This window comes from Mesorhizobium sp. WSM4976 (genome assembly GCF_029625685.1).
GTDB lineage: Bacteria > Pseudomonadota > Alphaproteobacteria > Rhizobiales > Rhizobiaceae > Mesorhizobium.
This window is the reverse complement of record NZ_JARTVT010000002.1, coordinates 80,811-97,629: the sequence shown is the minus strand read 5'-3', so window position 1 is coordinate 97,629 and position 16,819 is coordinate 80,811. Positions and strand designations below refer to the sequence as shown.

Annotated in this window: 16 protein-coding genes; 3 read left to right on the top strand and 13 right to left on the bottom strand. The window is 62.3% G+C overall.

What is annotated here, in order from left to right; all coding sequences use genetic code 11:
* Positions 1–246: 246 nt before the first annotated feature.
* From P9272_RS02755 to P9272_RS02730, 6 genes are all read right to left on the bottom strand, one after another.
* Positions 247–879 carry a peroxiredoxin gene (locus P9272_RS02755; RefSeq protein ID WP_278158798.1) on the bottom strand — a complete coding sequence of 211 codons (633 nt, stop codon included), beginning with the start codon at positions 877–879 and terminating at the stop codon, positions 247–249.
* Between the two features lie 32 nt (positions 880–911).
* The gene (locus P9272_RS02750; RefSeq protein WP_278158796.1) at positions 912–2,633 is read right to left on the bottom strand and encodes an NADPH-dependent assimilatory sulfite reductase hemoprotein subunit; all 1,722 of its coding nucleotides are present in this window, start codon (positions 2,631–2,633) and stop codon (positions 912–914) included.
* A 7-nt stretch (positions 2,634–2,640) separates the two neighbouring features.
* Positions 2,641–4,488 carry an assimilatory sulfite reductase (NADPH) flavoprotein subunit gene (locus P9272_RS02745; RefSeq protein ID WP_278158794.1) on the bottom strand — a complete coding sequence of 616 codons (1,848 nt, stop codon included), beginning with the start codon at positions 4,486–4,488 and terminating at the stop codon, positions 2,641–2,643.
* A gap of 362 nt (positions 4,489–4,850) precedes the next feature.
* On the bottom strand, positions 4,851–6,869 hold the full coding sequence (locus P9272_RS02740; protein ID WP_278158792.1) for a hydantoinase/oxoprolinase family protein: 2,019 nt from the start codon (positions 6,867–6,869) through the stop codon (positions 4,851–4,853).
* Positions 6,870–6,912: 43 nt separating this feature from the next.
* The gene (locus tag P9272_RS02735; RefSeq protein ID WP_278158790.1) at positions 6,913–7,323 is read right to left on the bottom strand and encodes a group III truncated hemoglobin; all 411 of its coding nucleotides are present in this window, start codon (positions 7,321–7,323) and stop codon (positions 6,913–6,915) included.
* A gap of 21 nt (positions 7,324–7,344) precedes the next feature.
* Entirely contained in the window at positions 7,345–8,025 is a 681-nt protein-coding gene (locus P9272_RS02730) for a CBS domain-containing protein (protein WP_278159213.1), read from the bottom strand.
* Between the two features lie 362 nt (positions 8,026–8,387).
* Here P9272_RS02730 and P9272_RS02725 point away from each other — a divergent pair, with 362 nt between their 5' ends.
* A complete protein-coding gene (locus tag P9272_RS02725; RefSeq protein ID WP_278158788.1) occupies positions 8,388–8,606 on the top strand; it encodes a hypothetical protein in 219 nt (72 codons plus the stop codon).
* A gap of 103 nt (positions 8,607–8,709) precedes the next feature.
* Here P9272_RS02725 and P9272_RS02720 read toward each other — a convergent pair whose 3' ends face one another.
* Positions 8,710–9,549: a LysR family transcriptional regulator gene (locus P9272_RS02720; protein ID WP_278158786.1), complete on the bottom strand. Its 840-nt coding sequence runs from the start codon at positions 9,547–9,549 to the stop codon at positions 8,710–8,712.
* 136 nt (positions 9,550–9,685) lie between these two features.
* Here P9272_RS02720 and P9272_RS02715 point away from each other — a divergent pair, with 136 nt between their 5' ends.
* The gene (locus P9272_RS02715; RefSeq protein ID WP_278158784.1) at positions 9,686–10,402 is read left to right on the top strand and encodes a Tim44/TimA family putative adaptor protein; all 717 of its coding nucleotides are present in this window, start codon (positions 9,686–9,688) and stop codon (positions 10,400–10,402) included.
* Positions 10,403–10,696: 294 nt separating this feature from the next.
* Here P9272_RS02715 and P9272_RS02710 read toward each other — a convergent pair whose 3' ends face one another.
* Complete coding sequence (locus tag P9272_RS02710; protein ID WP_278158782.1) at positions 10,697–11,152, bottom strand: hemerythrin domain-containing protein; 456 nt, start codon at positions 11,150–11,152, stop codon at positions 10,697–10,699.
* Positions 11,153–11,207: 55 nt separating this feature from the next.
* The gene (locus P9272_RS02705; RefSeq protein WP_278158780.1) at positions 11,208–11,801 is read right to left on the bottom strand and encodes a DUF6448 family protein; all 594 of its coding nucleotides are present in this window, start codon (positions 11,799–11,801) and stop codon (positions 11,208–11,210) included.
* A 255-nt stretch (positions 11,802–12,056) separates the two neighbouring features.
* On the opposite strand from P9272_RS02705, the gene P9272_RS02700 reads away from it, so the two are divergent.
* Complete coding sequence (locus P9272_RS02700) at positions 12,057–12,764, top strand: Crp/Fnr family transcriptional regulator (RefSeq protein WP_278158778.1); 708 nt, start codon at positions 12,057–12,059, stop codon at positions 12,762–12,764.
* A 187-nt stretch (positions 12,765–12,951) separates the two neighbouring features.
* On the opposite strand, the gene P9272_RS02695 is transcribed toward P9272_RS02700, so the two are convergent.
* The 4 genes from P9272_RS02695 to P9272_RS02680 all read right to left on the bottom strand — a co-directional run bounded on the left by P9272_RS02695 (position 12,952) and on the right by P9272_RS02680 (position 16,724).
* Complete coding sequence (locus tag P9272_RS02695; protein WP_278158776.1) at positions 12,952–13,341, bottom strand: hypothetical protein; 390 nt, start codon at positions 13,339–13,341, stop codon at positions 12,952–12,954.
* Positions 13,342–13,601: 260 nt separating this feature from the next.
* On the bottom strand, positions 13,602–14,312 hold the full coding sequence (locus P9272_RS02690) for an ABC transporter ATP-binding protein (RefSeq protein ID WP_347404029.1): 711 nt from the start codon (positions 14,310–14,312) through the stop codon (positions 13,602–13,604).
* Position 14,313: 1 nt separating this feature from the next.
* A complete protein-coding gene (locus P9272_RS02685; protein WP_278158773.1) occupies positions 14,314–15,516 on the bottom strand; it encodes an ABC transporter permease in 1,203 nt (400 codons plus the stop codon).
* Positions 15,513–16,724: an efflux RND transporter periplasmic adaptor subunit gene (locus tag P9272_RS02680; protein ID WP_347404022.1), complete on the bottom strand. Its 1,212-nt coding sequence runs from the start codon at positions 16,722–16,724 to the stop codon at positions 15,513–15,515. The genes P9272_RS02685 and P9272_RS02680 overlap by 4 nt, the downstream gene beginning before the upstream one ends.
* Between the last annotated feature and the right edge of the window lie 95 nt (positions 16,725–16,819).

The following is a 16,819-nucleotide window of genomic DNA, read 5'->3' as shown; positions in this document are numbered from 1 at the left end:
ACAGGCGACCAGTCGGCACTGCGGCCCCTTGTTGCAAGCCTGGCGTGAGCGAAGCGAGGCTCGGATCAGGTTAACGGACCGACATTGTGCTGGCCTTCCCGCCTGGAAATAGTCGTTGAAAGATCGCCTGGCACCATACGAAGTCCTGTCGGCGGCGAACCGTTCGCCGCCGCATTTGCCCTTAGAGATCGCCTAGCCCAAGTAAGGGGAAGACGACCTGATCCGAGCGGCAGCATCGGCCGGGAATCAGCTCGGCAGTTGAACGATGCGCAGGTAAGGCCGCAACTCTTTCCAGCCTTGCGGGAAACGCTCCCTCGCCTGCTCGTCGCTGAGGCTCGGCGAGATGATCACCGGGTGGCCCGGCTGCCAGTTCACCGGCGTCGAGACCTTTTGATTGTCGGTGAGCTGCAGGCTGTCGATGGCCCGCAGGATCTCGGAGAAATTGCGGCCGGCGCTCGGCGGGTAGGTCAGGCTGAGGCGGATCTTCTTGTTCGGATCGATGACGTAAACTGCACGCACCGTCACATTGGGGTCGGTCGCGGCATGGATCATGCCGTAGAGATTGGCGACCTTCTTGTCGGTGTCGGCAAGCATCGGGAAATTGAGAGCGTGGCCCTGCGTCTCCTCGATGTCCTTTTCCCAAAGATTGTGCGCCTTCACGTCGTCCACGGACAGGCCGAGCGGCTTGATGCCGCGCTTGTCCCATTCAGGCTTGAGGCGGGCGACCTCGGCCAGCTCGGTGGTGCAAACCGGCGTGAAATTCTTCGGATGGCTGAAGAAGATGCCCCAGGAATCGCCGAGCCAATCGTGGAAGCGGATGTTGCCTTGCGTGCTTTGCTGCTCGAAATCGGGAGCAATCTGGCCGAGTTGCAGTGACATGATGTCGTCCTTTTCTTTCCTGGATAAGATCGTCAGTCGTTGAAGTGCCGGCCTTCCTTGACCTCCGCGACAAATCCGGCGCGGATGGCGAAGTCGCCGAAGCGCTCATCCGGCAGCCGGTCTTTCGCGAATTGCCCGATGACCTTGCTCAGCAGGTCCAGGATGGCGGCCTCGCCGACGTTCTCGAGAACCATCTTGTTCAGTCTCTGGCCGTGGAATCCGCCGCCGAGATAGAGGTTGTATTTGCCTGGCGCGCGGCCGGTCAGCGCGATTTCGCCGATATAGGGCCGCGCGCAGCCGTTCGGACAGCCGGTCATGCGGATGGTGATCGGCTCGTCCTCGAGATGAGGCGCGGTCAGAATCTTTTCAATCTTGCCGACGAGATCCGGCAGATAGCGTTCGCTCTCGGCCATGGCGAGACCGCAGGTCGGCAGCGCCACGCATGCCATCGAATTCAGGCGCAACCCGCTTGCCTTGTTGAGGCGGTCGAGCCCGAATTCCTTCATCACCCTCTCGATGTCGGGGCGCTCCTCGGGCGCGATATCGGCAATGATCAGGTTCTGGTTGGCCGTGACCCGGAAGGTGCCCCTGTGGATATTGGCGATCGCCCGCAGGCCGTCCATGACGGTGCCGATCACACGGCCGTTTTCGATGAACAGCGTGCAGTGCTCTTTCCCGTCTTCGCCGCGCGTCCAGCCGACCGGATCGCCATTCGTCGTGAACTCATACGGCTGCGCGGGCGCCAGTGAAAAGCCCAGCCTTGCCTCGATCTCCGCCTTGATCCAGTTGAGGCCCTTGTCGTCGATCGTATATTTGAAGCGCGCGCGGCCACGGTCGAGCCGGTCGCCATAATCGCGCTGCACCTGCATGACCGCGTCGCAGACTTCCAGCACCTTGTCGGCCGCGACGAAGCCGATCACGTCGGCCAGCCTCGGATAGGTTTTCGGCACCTGGTCGGTGCGGCCCATGCCGCCGCCGATGGCTATGTTGAAACCCTCGAGCCTGCCGCCCGGGGCGATGGCGATGAAGCCCAGGTCCTGCGCGAAGACATCGATGTCGTTGGACGGCGGGATGACGAAGCCGATCTTGAATTTACGCGGCATATAGGTCCGGCCGTAAAGCGGCTCCTCCGGACCTGAAAGCTCGGTACGCTCCTCCCCATACCAGATTTCGCGATAGGCGCCGGTCTTCGGGATGGCATGGTCGCTGGCTGCCTTGGCGAGCGCGTAGACCTCGGCGTGCAGCTTCGAAAGCCGCGGATTGACCGAGCACATGACGCCACGCGCGTCGTCGCCGCACGCGGCCTTGGTGTCGAGCAACACCTCGCGCAGGCCTTGCATTGTCGCACGCAGGTTCTGCTTGTGCACACGGTGCAGCTGGAATGTCTGGCGCGTGGTGAGACGCAACGTGCCCCCGGCATAGGCGCGGCCCAGTTCATCGAGCTTCAGCCACTGGCTCGGGCTGCAGACGCCGCCCGGCAGGCGCACGCGCGCCATGAAGGTATAGGCCGGCTCGAGCTTCTGCCGCCGGCGCTCGTCGCGGATGTCGCGATCGTCCTGCTGATAGAGCCCGTGGAACTTCATCAACTTGATGTCGTTGCCGGGAACGGCGGCGGTCAGCTCTTCGGCAAGGCCGGTCGCTATGGTGCCGCGCAACTGGTCGCTGTTCGCCTTCAGCGTTTCGTCGGGGCCAAGCTTGTCCAGCGGCTGCGACAGGTCGCGGCTACGGTCGACTTTCTGCTGAACGGATGTCATGTGAACCTCAGTAGACATCGATTTGATAGCGATGGTCGCGCTGCAGAGCGCCGAGATAGTCGTCGGCGGCTGCCTTGCCGCGCCCGCCCTGCTGCTGAACGATGGCGCGCAGCGCCGCGTGGACATCGGGGGCGAGCTTGGCGCCGTCGCCGCAGACGTAGACATGCGCGCCTTCCTCGAGCCACGCGAACACGTCGCGCGCATGCTCGACGAGGCGGTGCTGGACATAGGTCTTCGCCGCGCCGTCGCGGGAAAAGGCGACATTCATGCGGCTGAGCACGCCGTCCTTCAGGAGCTCCTGCCACTCGGTCTGGTAGAGGAAGTCGCTGTGGAAGTTACGCTCGCCGAAAATCAGCCAGGACCTGCCCGTCGCGCCCCTCGCCTCACGCTCCTGCAGGAAGGCACGGTACGGCGCCACTCCGGTGCCGGCGCCGATCATCAGGATCGGCACATCGTCGCCCGGCAGGCGGAAATGACGGTTCTCCTGTACATAGACAGATACAGACGTGTCGGGATCGGCACGTTCCGAGAAATGGCCCGAGGCGACGCCGCAGCGGGGTTCGCCCTGCAGCTCGTAACGCACCGTGCTCACCGTCAGATGCGCTTCGTCGGGCATCGCCGCGAGGCTGGATGCGATCGAATAGAGTCGCGGCTGCAGCGGACGCAGGCCCGCGACGAAGGTCTGCGGATCGATGCCCTGAACCGGGAAACGCCTGACGATGTCGATTACGTGATGGCTTCTGAGAAAGGCGGCGCGTGCTTCGGTCTGCTCCTCGCCGCGCAACTCGTGGAGTTCCCGGGCGCCGCTCGCTTCCGCCCAATGGTCGATGAAGCGCGGTGTCGCCGCGGTGATCTCCAGCGCCTCGCCAAGCGCGCCGCCGAGCGTCGTTTTGCGTTCCTTGAGCGAGAGGGGCGCGTCGGCCGAAAGCAGCAGCGTGTCGAGCAAGGACTCGACGAGGCGCGGATCGTTGCGCGGTAGCACACCAAGCGCGTCACCCGGTTCGAATGCCAGACCCCAGCCTGCCAGCGACAATTCAATGTGCCGGGTTTCCTTGCTCGACCCGCGCCCCGTCAGGACGAGATTGTCGATGACCGTGGCGGGAAATGGCGTCCGCTTGTCGAAGGCGGGCGCCGGCGTCGCTGAAGCGGAACCCGGGCCGACGGCCCTGGCGGTCGCGCCGCCATTTTCCGCCTGCGCGGGCGACGCGAGCTTGGCCACCACCGCCTTGATCCAGCCCGCAGCATCCTCGTCATAATCCACGTCGCAATCGACACGTGCTGCGAGGCGCGCAGCGCCAAGTTCCTCCAGGCGGCGGTCGAGGCGTTTTCCCGCTCCGCAATAATGCTCATAGGTGGAATCGCCGAGCGCCAGGACCGCGTACCGCAGATCGGGCAGGCGCGGCGCCTTGCGGCTTTCGACGAACTCGAAGAAACCCTTGGCGGAAAGCGGCGGATCGCCCTCGCCATGCGTGCTGGTGACGATCAGCAAGTCTTGCTCGTCCTTCAGGCGGCGCAGCTTGTAGTCGGCCATGTCGACGACCGTGCGCTCGATACCCAGCCGGCCAGCGGCCTCGCCAAGCGCCCTCGCCAGGCCGACGCCATTGCCGGTCTCGCTACCGAACAGGATGGTCAGGGAGCGCGCCGATGGCGCGGATGCCGGCAAGGGCACCAATGGATCGAGCGTTGCCAGCGGCAGGCTGGCGCCGGTGTGCAGCGTCCGCGCATTGTGATCCAGGCCGGCGAAGTAGCCGCTTAGCCATAGCCCCTGCCCCGGCCTCAGAGAGGTGGCGAGCGCATTGATCTGATTCCACTGCTCCGCCGTGAAACCTGGTCCCGGAAACTCGAACGCCGTCATCTGGTCGCTTCCTTCAGCATGGTCTCGCCACCCCTGGCTCGGCCGCGCGAGGCTCGCTCAGGATGCAGATTTCCGGGGGCTGACGCGACCATTGCATCGCGTTTTCGACCCAGACAAACGAATGATATTGCTGGTTGACCGCAAGAATTTTGCACTGAACGGCGATTGAAATAGCCGTTCTAATATTCGCCCGGACGGCGAAGCGTTCTTTCCAAAAACGAGTTGTTCCGTGGTCGAAAAGCCTGATCGGCGCGGCTGGTTTTCTTGCCCCTGGGGCACAGAAACGCTTAAACAGCAGCAGGCTTTCGTGACCCGGCGCTGGCTTTTCGTCCAGATCGGCGGCTGAATCCGGCCCGGAAGCGTTACGATGCGATACGTGGCCGCCCGGTGGCGGTCGCAACCACGATGGCTTCGACGAAACTGCGCTCGCCCTCGATCGTCGCCACCTTGATCTGCCGCGCGGTCTCGATCCGGGCCTGATCGGTGCCGGCACGCTCTGCAAGACTTGCCGCCAGGACGCGAACATGAGCCTCGGCGGCGGCCATCGCTTCGTCCTCGGTGTCGAAGTCGTCCAGCCGCTCGCCTGAATTCAGACGGAAAAGCCCGATCTCCGGCTGGCTGACGCGTGCTTCCGCCGACATGCGCACCTGCCCGACGACCGCACCCAGCGCATTTGCCACGTCGGCGTGCTCGGCGATATGGCAGTCATTGCCTATCAGCGGCGGCAGGCCGGCATAGTGGAGCGATGCGGAGGCGCCCAGGCCTATCACCGGCCGGTCGAGCACGATCGACAGCCGCGCCATTCCGCGTCGCTGGCGAACCGCCCTCTGGACAAGAGGATTGGCAACGGAGACATCGCCGTCCAACCCATCCTCGGCAAAGACCGTTTCCAGGATGGCTTCGGCCGAACGCCGGGTGACGCAGCCAAGAACCATCTTGGAAAATGTGTCCGCGTCTTTCGCGATTTGACGCCCCTGGCCATCGCGCCTGCGCGCAAACAGCTCCGCGCCCAATCGGGCGGCGGCAGGGTCCCAGTTGGCTTGCCGGTCGAGCACGTGAGCCGCGTCGGACGGCGTAAAGCCCACGATATGCACCAGACCGCGCGCGACCAGGCGGTTGAGCGTCGCTACCTGCGACGTCGACATCAGCAGTTCGTCGAGCGCGGCGGGAATAGCCGAGATACCGGCGTAAAGCCGCGCCTCCGTGGTCGTCAGGCCAGCGGCGAAGCGGTCTGGAACCCCCGTGCGCGAGGCAAAGCGACCATCCATCCGCCCGGTGGTGGGCTTGAGCAACTGGCGCTGCAGATTCTTGGCGATCGCATCGCCATGTTCCACAGCGGCCAGCGCCAACGGCACCAGCCGTCGCGGGCCGAGCACGATCGTCGAGGTCAGCGACCGCTCCTGAAGTGAAACTTCCGAGTCCCCCCCGAGGCCGAAGGTGCGCATCGCGACAGCCTCGACCATCGTGCGCTGGCCGCCAACCGTAGCACCTTCGGGATCGAGGCGCAGGCGACCGCCTTCCAGCACGGCGATATCCGTGGTCGTGCCGCCGATATCGGAAATCACCGCGTCGTCGAGGTCCGTCAGATAGCGGGCCCCGACGAGGCTGGCCGCCGGGCCGGAAAGAATGGTCTCGATCGGCCGGGCCCGGGCAAACCTGGTGGTGACCAAAGTGCCGTCGCCGCGCACCATCATCAGCGGCGCCGCGATGCCGCGCTTTTCCAGGAAGCCTTCGGTGGCATCGATAAGGCGGGCGATCATGGAGATAAGGCGCGCGTTGAGAAGCGTCGTCAGCGCGCGGCGCGGTCCGCCGAGCTTGGACGACAGCTCATGCGAGCAGGTCACCGGAAGTCCGGTATGTTCGCGGATGAGCTCGCGCGCCGCGGTCTCGTGTTCGGGATTGCGAACCGCGAAATAGGAAGCCACGGCGATGCCGGAAACCGTATCGGCAAGAACGGGCAACGCCTCCGCCAGAGCATCCAGCGCAAGCGGACGCGGATCGCCGTGAACGTCATGCCCGCCTGGGCAAAAAATGACAGGATCGGAGCCCAGCGCCTTTGCCAACCCGCTTCGGCCAAGATCGTCTTCGGCGAAGCCGATCATCACCAGCGCGACCCGGCCGCCCTGCCCTTCGATCAGCGCGTTGGTGGCGAGCGTGGTCGACATCGACACCAGCTTGATCGCCGCGGGAGAAACGGCTGCCTCGCCGAGGACCGCGTCGACGGCACCGGCGATACCCTGGGCGAGATCGTGCCGGGTCGTCAGCGACTTGGCCTTGGCGACAATGCCCGCGGCTTCGGACCACAGGACGGCATCGGTGTAGGTGCCGCCCGTATCGATGCCGAGATACAGCGGCAATGCCTGTCCAATGCCCGCGTTCATCCGCCCCCCTGCCCTGGATTGCGAGAGAAATAGACCACGAACGTCATGCGGCGCCCATCGGCCAAGGCTGGTCCGGACGATAGAACATAGCAAGCTTGAGGCTTTCGGCGATGCGTACCGCCTTGCGCCAGAACAGGCCCGCTGTTTCGCCGTCCAGCAATTCGGCGCAACTCTCGCCGAACAGGGCGAGCCAGCGGTCGAAAAGGCCGATCTCCAGCCCCTCGATGCGTTGGTGGATCATGACGGGTTCGCCCTTGTAGCGGCCCGTGGTCAGCATCACCGACGACCAGAAGTCGTACATCTTCTGCAGATGCGGTCCCCATTCATCCTGGATGACGCGCTCGAAAATCGGGCCGAGGTCTGGATCGGCGCGAACCTTGTCATAGAATAGGTCCACGAGCCGGCGAATCTCCTGCTCGGAAACCAGAGCCCTGTCCTTCACGCTGGTGCTCACCGTTCGACACCCGTCCCGCCTTCAAACCATCGCGTAGGCGATATCGAGCGGAACGCGGTGGTCATCGACCGCCCGAACGCCGGCGGTGTTCTCGGCCAGAACAAGCGATGCCTTCCGTTCCTGTTCCGACATGTAGCCGCCCCAGAGGGCGACCACCCCATTGGTCACGACCACGCCGATTTCCCCGATCGACGGCCATGGTTCGTGCCGCAGTGCACCCACAATTTCCTGCCTGATACTGGCGTCGTCGTGCATCGAGACGGGGCGAGGCAGGCTCCTCCTGGCGCGAGCAAGGGCACGCACCATGTCCGCCCGGCCGACGATCCCCACGACCTGTCCACCAACAACGACGAAGACGCGCCGGGCGCGATCGACTTCAAGCCGTGCGGCGATTTCGTCGATCGGTGTGCTCAACGAAACTGTGACCACCTCCCTGGTCATGATGTCAGTCACATGGACGGAGTGCGATTTCAGATAGTCCGCCGCGAGCGCCCTGTTGTTGCCGAAGAGCCAAACCCACCAGGAACGCCGCGGCGCGACTGTCCCGATCTCGGCCCTGTGGATCAGGTCCTCCTCGCTCACGACCCCGAGCAGCGCGCCCTGATCGATTACCGCAACCGCGCTCAAATCGCGCGTGACAAGGAGGTCGCACACTTCGTCCAATGTGCTGTCCGGCCCAACCGCGACCACCGGTGACGTCATGATATCCAATGCGATCAGCGTCCGTGCTCTGTCGGGAGACCGAATGCCTGGCAACGGAAGCACTTTGCGGTCATCGCTCTTGGACCTTCCCATCGTCTGCCCGCCTCACCGCGTCCTTCCCAGGTCGACACCCCAACGGGCGGGCCTGCGACGAACCAACGCCGTCAGTTCGGACTGGAGATTCAGCCTCTTTTGTCATGCAGGGCAAACGAAATTTATTGCCGATTTAGCGCAAATAAATTGTACTAAATGAGTCTTTTCTTTTGGGAGGCCGCATGCGTTTCTAAGTGGACAATGTCGTTGGGTGCGCTTGCCGAGGCATTGTCATTCAACCCCTCCAGAGGTGGAAGGGAAATGCCGTTATGACGACCAACTGGAGCGATCTCAGTACACAGGAGCAAACCGCTCTGAAGCGCATGAATCGCGGACCGTACCCAGGCCTGGACGAGACCCTGGCCAAGCGCCTCATCGCTCTCGGGCTGGCGCAGGAGAGGCCGAGCGGGATCGGCATAAGCAGGGCGGGGCGGGAATTGGTGATCGACATCCTGCTCCGCGGTCGACCTGACCGGCGCGACACCTGATCAATCAGCCGCCGCGCTGTTGCCGCGTCGGCTCATGCCTTGGGGACGGACGGCCGATCTCCCACCATTCAGCTGGAACAGCGATGTCCCGCTCTCGTGGCTATCATTTGACGACCTCCTTCAGGCCGCGAAGCGCCTCCTGGACATCGGCTCTCGCCTCGCCCGCTTCCGGATAGACCGCATAAGCCGGATAGGTGAATTCCGGCGCGCCCTCCACGACCTCCAGCTCTCCCGCCTCGATATGGGGAGCCGCGGCACCTCTGCGGAAATAGCCCATTCCGCCGGCGCGCAGGATATAGCTCAAGCCCAGCGGGCCGAGCCCGACCAGCACTCCCGGCTCGCCGAATGTCGCGGAACTGGCACCATGCAGGGCCGCAAACAGCGGGCCCCAGTCGACATAGACATAGTCGCTGGCCCGGTCTCCATCCTTGTCTACGGTCTTGACCAGTACGAGTTGCTCCTCGACAAGCAGCTCCACCCGACATCCCGGCAACATCTTGGGCGCGTAGAGCACCGCGATGTCGAGGACTCCGGTCCTGAGCTGCTCGAGGAGCTGATCGGGCACCCCTACCTGGGCATGGATAGCGATTTCCGGCTTCTCCTTCCGCATCCAGACCAGCCAGTCCAGCAATAGCGGATTCCAGAGGCTCAGCTCGCCGCCTAGCGCCACCACACTCGTCCGTCCCGACGGAATTGCGAGTTGGTGCCGGGCCCGTTCCCAGATCTGCACGAACGACTGAGCGTATCGCTCGAACACGCGCCCCGCCGGTGTCAGCTGCGCGCCGTTCCGGTTACGGATGAAGAGCTGACGACCGAGCTCTTCCTCCAGCGTGCGGATGCGCGCGCTCACGGTGGTTTGCGTGACATGAAGACGATCGGCGGCTCTCAGGAAACTGCCTGAATGGACGATTTCAAGGAACGTGCGCGCACGATCGATGTCCACTAGCTCCTCCTTTTAATACAATAATTTTGCATTCATACAGCATTTAATTCCGTTTGCCTTCCTGTTTCCTGCGGAGCACTTTCCAGCAAAAGTGCACTGGCGCAAGGCGGAACGGCAGAGGCTAATCGAGGAGCGCATGGCCATCGACGCCGAGCAAACGAAGGTCACGTCGGACCGCATCGTGGAATCCGACCAGACCGACGACGTGGAGATGGAAATGAATCAAGCCGCCGACGCTGGGAGCCAATGGTTTGCGATACTGCTTTTCGTGTCGTGGTGGGCGCTTCTGGGATTGCTCGACCTGATGTTTCCGAGAGCCGGTTCGGAGATCCTAAAGCCGCCCGTCGGTGAAGTCCGCAATTCATCAGGGGAAGGCGCGGCTTCCACCGTGAGGACTTGCGGCATAGTCAGCCGGGCCTATCCATCTTTCGATGAGCAGCATTTCTTGCACGGCGCGGCCAGCGCCTACGAAACGATTCTGCACGCTTACGCCAAGGGAGACATAAGAACGTTGCGTGTGTTGCTGTCGCCGGAAGTGACGGCGGCCTTCGAGACCGCAATTGACGAACGACACCGACGCGGGGTCGAGATGGATATAACCTTCGTCTGCTTGAAGGAAGCGCTAGTGACCAATGCCGATGTGGCGGGAACAATGGCCGAGATCAGTGTCCGCTTCGTGGCCCAGCTTATCAGTGCGAGCCATTCGGCCAGCGGCGCGCTCGTCGACGGCGATCCGTATCGCATCATCGAAACAGGCGATGTATGGACGTTCTCGCGCGACCTTTCGCAAAGAAACCCGCAATGGCGGCTTGTGGCCACAGATGAGGACGACCGGCTCAAAGCAGCTTCTTGACCTGTGCTGTTCGTTATCCGGTTCCGATGCCGTGTCCGACGAGTTCTTGCATTGCCAAGGCGTGCCCCTTAGCAACGCTCAATCTTGCCTACCTCTCACGGGGAGCGCCGACAACAGCATGTCGTCCGGCGCGATGGTCGTTTAGATCAAGCCCGACCGACTATATCTTCCGGCGCATTAGAAGTTCGCCGACCGCCGAGCCTGTTGACAGAAAAACTCTGTTGGAGTTGGAACCAATGCGCAGCCCGTTCCAGCAGTCCGTCTTCATCTGCTGCGAAGCTCCTGCGGCCTCGGCTAGCCTCGCTCTGCCAGTTTGAGCTTCAGGTAGCGGCCGACGAGGATGGATGCCGGATAGATAACCTCCTCTTCCGTCCGTGCGTGAAGCTCAAGCTTTTCCGCGAACTTAACGATCTCAGGCCTGTTTTCCGCCTTCGCTGCCTCGGCGAGCCGCTTCAGCTCGCCAACAATGATCTGGTGGTCGGCGAGCATGGCATCGAGATCCGCCTCGAGCCGGTCGGTCATCTTGGTCGCCTCGGCCATCTCGGGCGCGATCCTCCCTTCCGATAGCGCCCTCAACAGCCCGAGAGGTGGCATTGCATACTGTTCTTCCTTGACGAAATGGTCGTGCAGGACTTGGGCAACGGCCTTGGCTACCTCTCCAGTCTTCCCGCCGACCTTCGTCGCCTTGACGAGATCGGCATGCAGTTCCTCGTGCTCGATCTTCAGCGGAGCAGGGATAACGAACTTCATCTTACTCTCCATCTATGAAGAGCCGGCACTCCCTTCTCGAGTGCCGGCCTCTGTGCTACTCGCGGTGATCCAGCGCGCCCTGCGCGGCTTGGCGAAGTCCTTCCACATAAGCGATGAAGCCGAACTCCGCGTCTACACGCTCGCGCGCACCTGCAACTTCTGCCCGGGTTTGCGGCTCGTCAGGAGCATCCCGCGTATGAAGAACATGGCCGAACCGGGCATCGAGCCCATGTTTGACCTCGTTGTCGAGCAGTGCCTTGACCTTGCTCAAGTCAGCGTTCGCGATCGCCTGCTCGGCGGCGGGTATTGCCGGACCAAAATCCATTCCGGCCGGCTTTAGCCCCGTATAGGGCGCGCCTTCGCCAGCCCTGTGCAGCCTGACAACTGTCTCCAGGAAGAAGCGCTCCGCAAGATCCTTGGCATCGCCGCCCCCCGCGCGAACTGCACGCGACTGGTTGAAGGCAGCTCCGATCTCCGCCTCCGCTGCCTCGGGCACGTAAGGCAACACGACGTTGACGTTCCCGGATTTGAGGGCGCTCATTGCGGCCGTAGCCACCGGACCGTCGGCGGAATCGCAGTGTGCATACGCCTGCGACGTTGCAAGCAAGAGCGATCCGAAAAGAGTGGAAATTAGAATTGGCGTTCTCATGGCGATTCTCCTTGTGGCTAGCGGACATCTGTCCGACCTGGGAGCAAACATGAGATATATCCTCCTTCCGTTCTGCGACTTGAGTCGCTTTGCCGAATTCTTTTTCTCATGCTGCTGTCCCGAAGGTTGCTTCCGGCGTACGCAGTAGCACCACCGTGATCCTGTTCCCCTTCTGACAGCGTCGTTTGATCCAGCACAATGCAGACGGGGTTCTCTTCGCTTAGCCTGATATTGACGTGATGCGGAGGAGCACCGTTGGAACAGCAACAGCGATCCGTGGGCGATGTGCTTCGACGGATTCCCTTCTTCGCCGAACTTGGCGAGGCCTCGCTGGCCGCGCTAGCTCGCCAGGTCCGAACGCGGCGCTATTCAGCGGGCAAAACCGTGGTCGCAGACGGCTGGCCGTGCGAGGGGTTGTCCTTTGTCGTCCGTGGCCACGTTCGGGTTTATCGCTCGACCTCCGATGGTCGGGAGCAGGTGCTCCGGGTGGTGGGTCCGGGCCGCACCTTCAACGAGGCCGCCGCGTTCGACGAAGGCCTGAATGCCGAAGGTGCCGTCGCGGTCGACGAAGTCGTCACTGGATTAGTGCCGAGTCTTGTCCTTCGCGCCGAGATTGACCGGCATCCCGAGATCGCCAAAGCGGCCACGCGGCTGCTTGCCAATCGTCAGCGCGCGCTTGGCCAGATGGTCGAGGACTTGGGAACCCGTGACGTGACGGCTAGGGTAGCCAAGGTGCTGCTCGGCTGCGCTGGCCGTTACGATCACGTGGTCGACGGCGCGCCCGGCGCCTGCTCGCGCATCACGCACCAGGAAATCGCCAGCATGGTCGGATCGGTGCGCGAGGTAGTCCAGCGCTCGCTGAAGGAGCTCGAGCGCGAAGGCGCAATCAAACTGGAGCGTGCGCATATCAAGATTGTCAGCATCGGCACCCTGGAACGGTTCAGCGAAGGATCAGGCGATTAGGATTTGATCCCGCAATTTGGGAGCACCGTGCATTCGAACCGCGCAAGCAGCTACGTCGCCGCACATTCCCTGGTTCAATGTCCATGTCGTATTTGTTTCCGGCAGTGGGATGGACGGTCGTCTGTCTATTGTCGCCTTTGGCGGTTGCCGGCGATTTAACCTCCATGCCTGTCCTGCCGGATGGGTTCTATCTTTCCAATTTGAAGGTCTGCTTGCCTGCTCTCACGCCGACATAAAGGTTGCCTGATCTGACCAATTTCACGCACCGCTCAGGCAGCAGTGCCCCGGGCTTGAGACACAAGCCATCCGGTGTCGGCCGCCATTTCGGGGACAGTTCCAACAGGCCGCTATTCATTTTCCCTGTGCCATTCTGAAAAAGCACGAGAGTACCAGCGCGGCCATCGTCCATCGTCATTTTCCAGGGCCGTCCGTCTGCGATATCACGAGCTGGAGACACCCCCGCTGCCTTACCTGGATTCGTCGAGATGCCCGTCACGATGATGAGCGCAAAAAAAAGCAACAGCCAGAGTCTCTTTTCGTGCCTGCCCCAATGACTGCATCTTTCCGGATTTTCCAATAGCCTGCTCCTGAAGCTAGAAATGCGAAGGGATACGCCCCGCGCAGCAACTCCTGTTCGTGAAGAGCCGCTCGCCGCTGAGGCTCGTAGAGGCATATCCCCCGAGGAAGACGAAAGCCTAACCGCATTTTCGGTTAGACGTCCGACATGATTTTCGGTGCACCTGGAAGGTGGATCTAGCATTGATGACGACAAGCCAATGCTCATGCATCCTGGATGCAGAGACGAATAAGTGACGGCGATCACGCTCGGCCGGGTTGTCAATCAAAGCTGCGCCCCTCTCCTGCCTCTTCATGGGTGATGCCGTCCCTGATGTGGTAGATGCGCTTGAACGTCGGGATGATCTTCTCGTCATGCGTGACGACGATGATGGCCGTTCCGAACCTGGCGGCCATTTGATTGAGAATGCGGATCACCGTCAGCGCCCGCACGCTGTCGAGCGGCGCGGTCGGCTCATCGGCAAGGATGACAGGCGGCCGATTGACCAGACCGCGCGCGATCGCCACCCGTTGCTGTTCTCCGCCGGAAAGCTGCGAGGGCATCGCGATGGCGCGATGCTCGACATCAAGGGCTTTCAGGAGATCACGGGCACGCTGTCGCGATTCGTTGTTCGCAACACCGGCCAGCATAGGCAGCAAGGCCACATTGTCGGTGACGTCCAGAAAAGGAATGAGGTACGGCGCCTGGAAGACGAAACCGATCTTGTCGCGCCTTAACGCGCGAAGATCTCGGATTTTCCACCCGTCGTCATAGATCACCTCGGCGCCGAGGGTCATCCGTCCCTGGCTCGGATCAATAACTGCGCCCAGAGCCTTGAGCAGCGTGCTCTTGCCCGAGCCCGACGGGCCGATCAGACCGACCACTTCGCCAGGCGCAACCTGCATGTTGACGTTCTTGAGGGCGTCGACCGCGGTATCGCCGCTGCCATAACGCTTCCCGAGGCCTTCAATGAGAATTCCTCCGCTGCCCATCTCAACCCCCGATCGCTTCGGCAGGGTCGACCTCGAGAGCCATGCGGATGGCAACGACGCTGGCAATCGCGCATATGATTACAACTGCGACAAGCCCGACAGCCGTATCCTCGGAAAGAAGCAGAACGAACTTCGGAAACAGAGGAGCCGCGAAAGTCGCCGTGATCTTGCCCACGACGAAGCTGATCAGCCCGAGCACGATCGCCTGCTGCAGGATCATGGAAGCGATGGTGCGATTGCGCGTGCCGATCAGCTTCAGCACAGCGATCTCGCGTATCTTGTCCATCGTGAGCGTGTAGATGATGAAGGCGACGATAGCGGCGCTGACGACGGCCAGGATGGCCAGGAACATGCCGATCTGCCTGGCGGAAGTTGCTATCAGCTTGCCGACCAGAATACCTTCCATCTGCGGGCGCGTATAGACCGTCAGCCGCTTCCACCTTGCGATGTCGGCCGCGATCCGTTCCGGATCGTAACCAGGCTTGATGCGCACCAGAACGGCGTTCACGTAAGGGTTGCTGTTTTGCGAGGCGATGACGGCATCCAGCAGGCCAGGCACTCCGGGCCGGTTGAACTCGGGATTCTCGCCAGTGCGCCGGCGCTGGCGGACAATGGAATCGTTGTCCTTGACGAATTGCGCTTCTTGCGCGTCCTTCAGAGGGATGAAGATCATCGGATCGCCGCCGGACGACACCGCGCGCCGGGTGAGCCCGACCACGGTAAAGCGGTTCCGTCGGACAGTGAGGATATCGCCGACAGAGAAGCCAGTCGCGGCATCCGCCACTGCTTCATAATGGCCGCGCGTGACCTGGCGCCCGGCGATGAGAAATCCCGGCCAGCCAGGTGTCGCCATGTCCCCCGGCGCGATGCCGACCACCATCGCCCGCACGTCCGCGGTCCCCTCTCGGACCTGCATCGTCAGGTAGGTGACGTTCGCAACCCGCTCGACACCGGGGGTCGTCAGGATCACCCGATAGATGTCGTCATTGATGCTCGAGGATTCGGCGTAGGGGCCGAGCGTATTCTGCTGGACGACCCACATATCGGCGCCGCTGTTGTCGAGCAGGACTTTGCCGTCGTCGACCATGCCTCGATAGACGCCGGCCATGGTGAAGGTGACACCGATAAGCAGGCCGAGCCCGACCCCGGTGAAGACGAACTTACCCCATGAGTGCAGGATGTCACGACCGGCGAGGCTGATCATTTGAGAAGCTCCGTACGATTGTCGGTCACGTGGATACGACTCGTGCCGGTCAGCCTCGAGGCGCTGTAAACGACGACCTTGTCGCCGGCTTGCAGGCCTTTGGTGACCTGAACGGTCCCGCCTAGGTCCGAAGCGCCGAGTTGAACCGCGGTGAAACGGGCTTTTCCATCCTCGATCTTCCAGACACCGGTCTTGCCATCGACATTCTGGATTGCTGCATTCGGGATTGCCAACGCTGCGGGAAGCTTGGGCAGGGCAACTGTCACTTCGGCCAGTTCCCCGATCGGAGGGAAGGGGTCGGGAAGCGCATCGAATTCCACCTTGGCCAGATTTGCTTCGGTCACCGAGTCTGCGACCACTTCCACACGAGAAACCCGTCCGGGTAGGCCCATTCCGCCGTGCGAGCGCAATGTGACCTGAGCCGAAAGCCCTTTGCGCAGACCGGTTGCCGCAATTTGATCGAACCGGGCATCGATCCAGAGATTGCCGGGGTCGATCATTTCTATGACCGCCTGGCCGGCGACCATGGTTGTTCCCGGTTCGGCGTTGCGGGCTGCGATCACCCCATCGACTGGTGCGCGCAGAATCAGATTTTCCCGCTGCTTGATCAGGCCGTCGCGATCGGAGCGATTGCGTTCCAGGTCCTGCTGTGCGGCAAGAAGATTTGACTGGGCGGCTGAGAAGGCGGCGAGCGCCACCTGGCTGTCCTGCCGCTTGGTTTCGACCGCGACTTCGCTGACGGTGCGGCTGCTCCAAAGCTCGTCATAGCGTTTTGCCTGGATGCGGGCATAATCCTTGCGCGCCAAGGCATCATCCACCTGCGCTTCGGCTGCCTTTATTGACGCTTCGGCGCGGCGGATCGCTGCATTGAGTGCCGCAATGCGATCATCGAGATCCACCGGGTCCATCTCCGCCAGGACCTGACCGGCGCGCACCTGATCGCCCACATCGACGTGCATCTTGCCGATGCGGCCGGCGATGGTGGGACCGATCTTGTAAGAGAAACGGGCTTCGACCGTGCCAATTCCAAACAGTGCTGGTGATACAGTTCGGCTTTCGACGTCTGCAATCATGACGGCGACTGGCGCCAGCGGCCCCGATCTAAGCACCACGTAGCCGAACAAGGCGGCGATTGGAGCCGCGACAGCCAGAAGCATGAAGGTGCGGCGCTGCAACAAGGGAAGTTTCACCGGACTGCCCCCACACATGCTCGATAAGATTTGAAAGCATCGGGAGCCGCCTTCTGGATTCCGCTGATCTCATTGGCGACCAGGGCCCTGAAGACCAAATGCTGGATCGCGGC

Excerpts from the sequence above, each read along its gene's own strand:
- P9272_RS02755 (WP_278158798.1), bottom strand. The coding sequence starts at position 879 with ATGTCACTGCAACTCGGCCAGATTGCTCCCGATTTCGAGCAGCAAAGC.
- P9272_RS02750 (WP_278158796.1), bottom strand. The coding sequence starts at position 2,633 with ATGACATCCGTTCAGCAGAAAGTCGACCGTAGCCGCGACCTGTCGCAG.
- P9272_RS02745 (WP_278158794.1), bottom strand. The coding sequence starts at position 4,488 with ATGACGGCGTTCGAGTTTCCGGGACCAGGTTTCACGGCGGAGCAGTGG.
- P9272_RS02740 (WP_278158792.1), bottom strand. The coding sequence starts at position 6,869 with ATGAACGCGGGCATTGGACAGGCATTGCCGCTGTATCTCGGCATCGAT.
- P9272_RS02730 (WP_278159213.1), bottom strand. The coding sequence starts at position 8,025 with ATGACGTCACCGGTGGTCGCGGTTGGGCCGGACAGCACATTGGACGAA.
- P9272_RS02725 (WP_278158788.1), top strand. The coding sequence starts at position 8,388 with ATGACGACCAACTGGAGCGATCTCAGTACACAGGAGCAAACCGCTCTG.
- P9272_RS02715 (WP_278158784.1), top strand. The coding sequence starts at position 9,686 with ATGGCCATCGACGCCGAGCAAACGAAGGTCACGTCGGACCGCATCGTG.
- P9272_RS02710 (WP_278158782.1), bottom strand. The coding sequence starts at position 11,152 with ATGAAGTTCGTTATCCCTGCTCCGCTGAAGATCGAGCACGAGGAACTG.
- P9272_RS02705 (WP_278158780.1), bottom strand. The coding sequence starts at position 11,801 with ATGAGAACGCCAATTCTAATTTCCACTCTTTTCGGATCGCTCTTGCTT.
- P9272_RS02690 (WP_347404029.1), bottom strand. The coding sequence starts at position 14,312 with ATGGGCAGCGGAGGAATTCTCATTGAAGGCCTCGGGAAGCGTTATGGC.
- P9272_RS02685 (WP_278158773.1), bottom strand. The coding sequence starts at position 15,516 with ATGATCAGCCTCGCCGGTCGTGACATCCTGCACTCATGGGGTAAGTTC.
- P9272_RS02680 (WP_347404022.1), bottom strand. The coding sequence starts at position 16,724 with ATGTGTGGGGGCAGTCCGGTGAAACTTCCCTTGTTGCAGCGCCGCACC.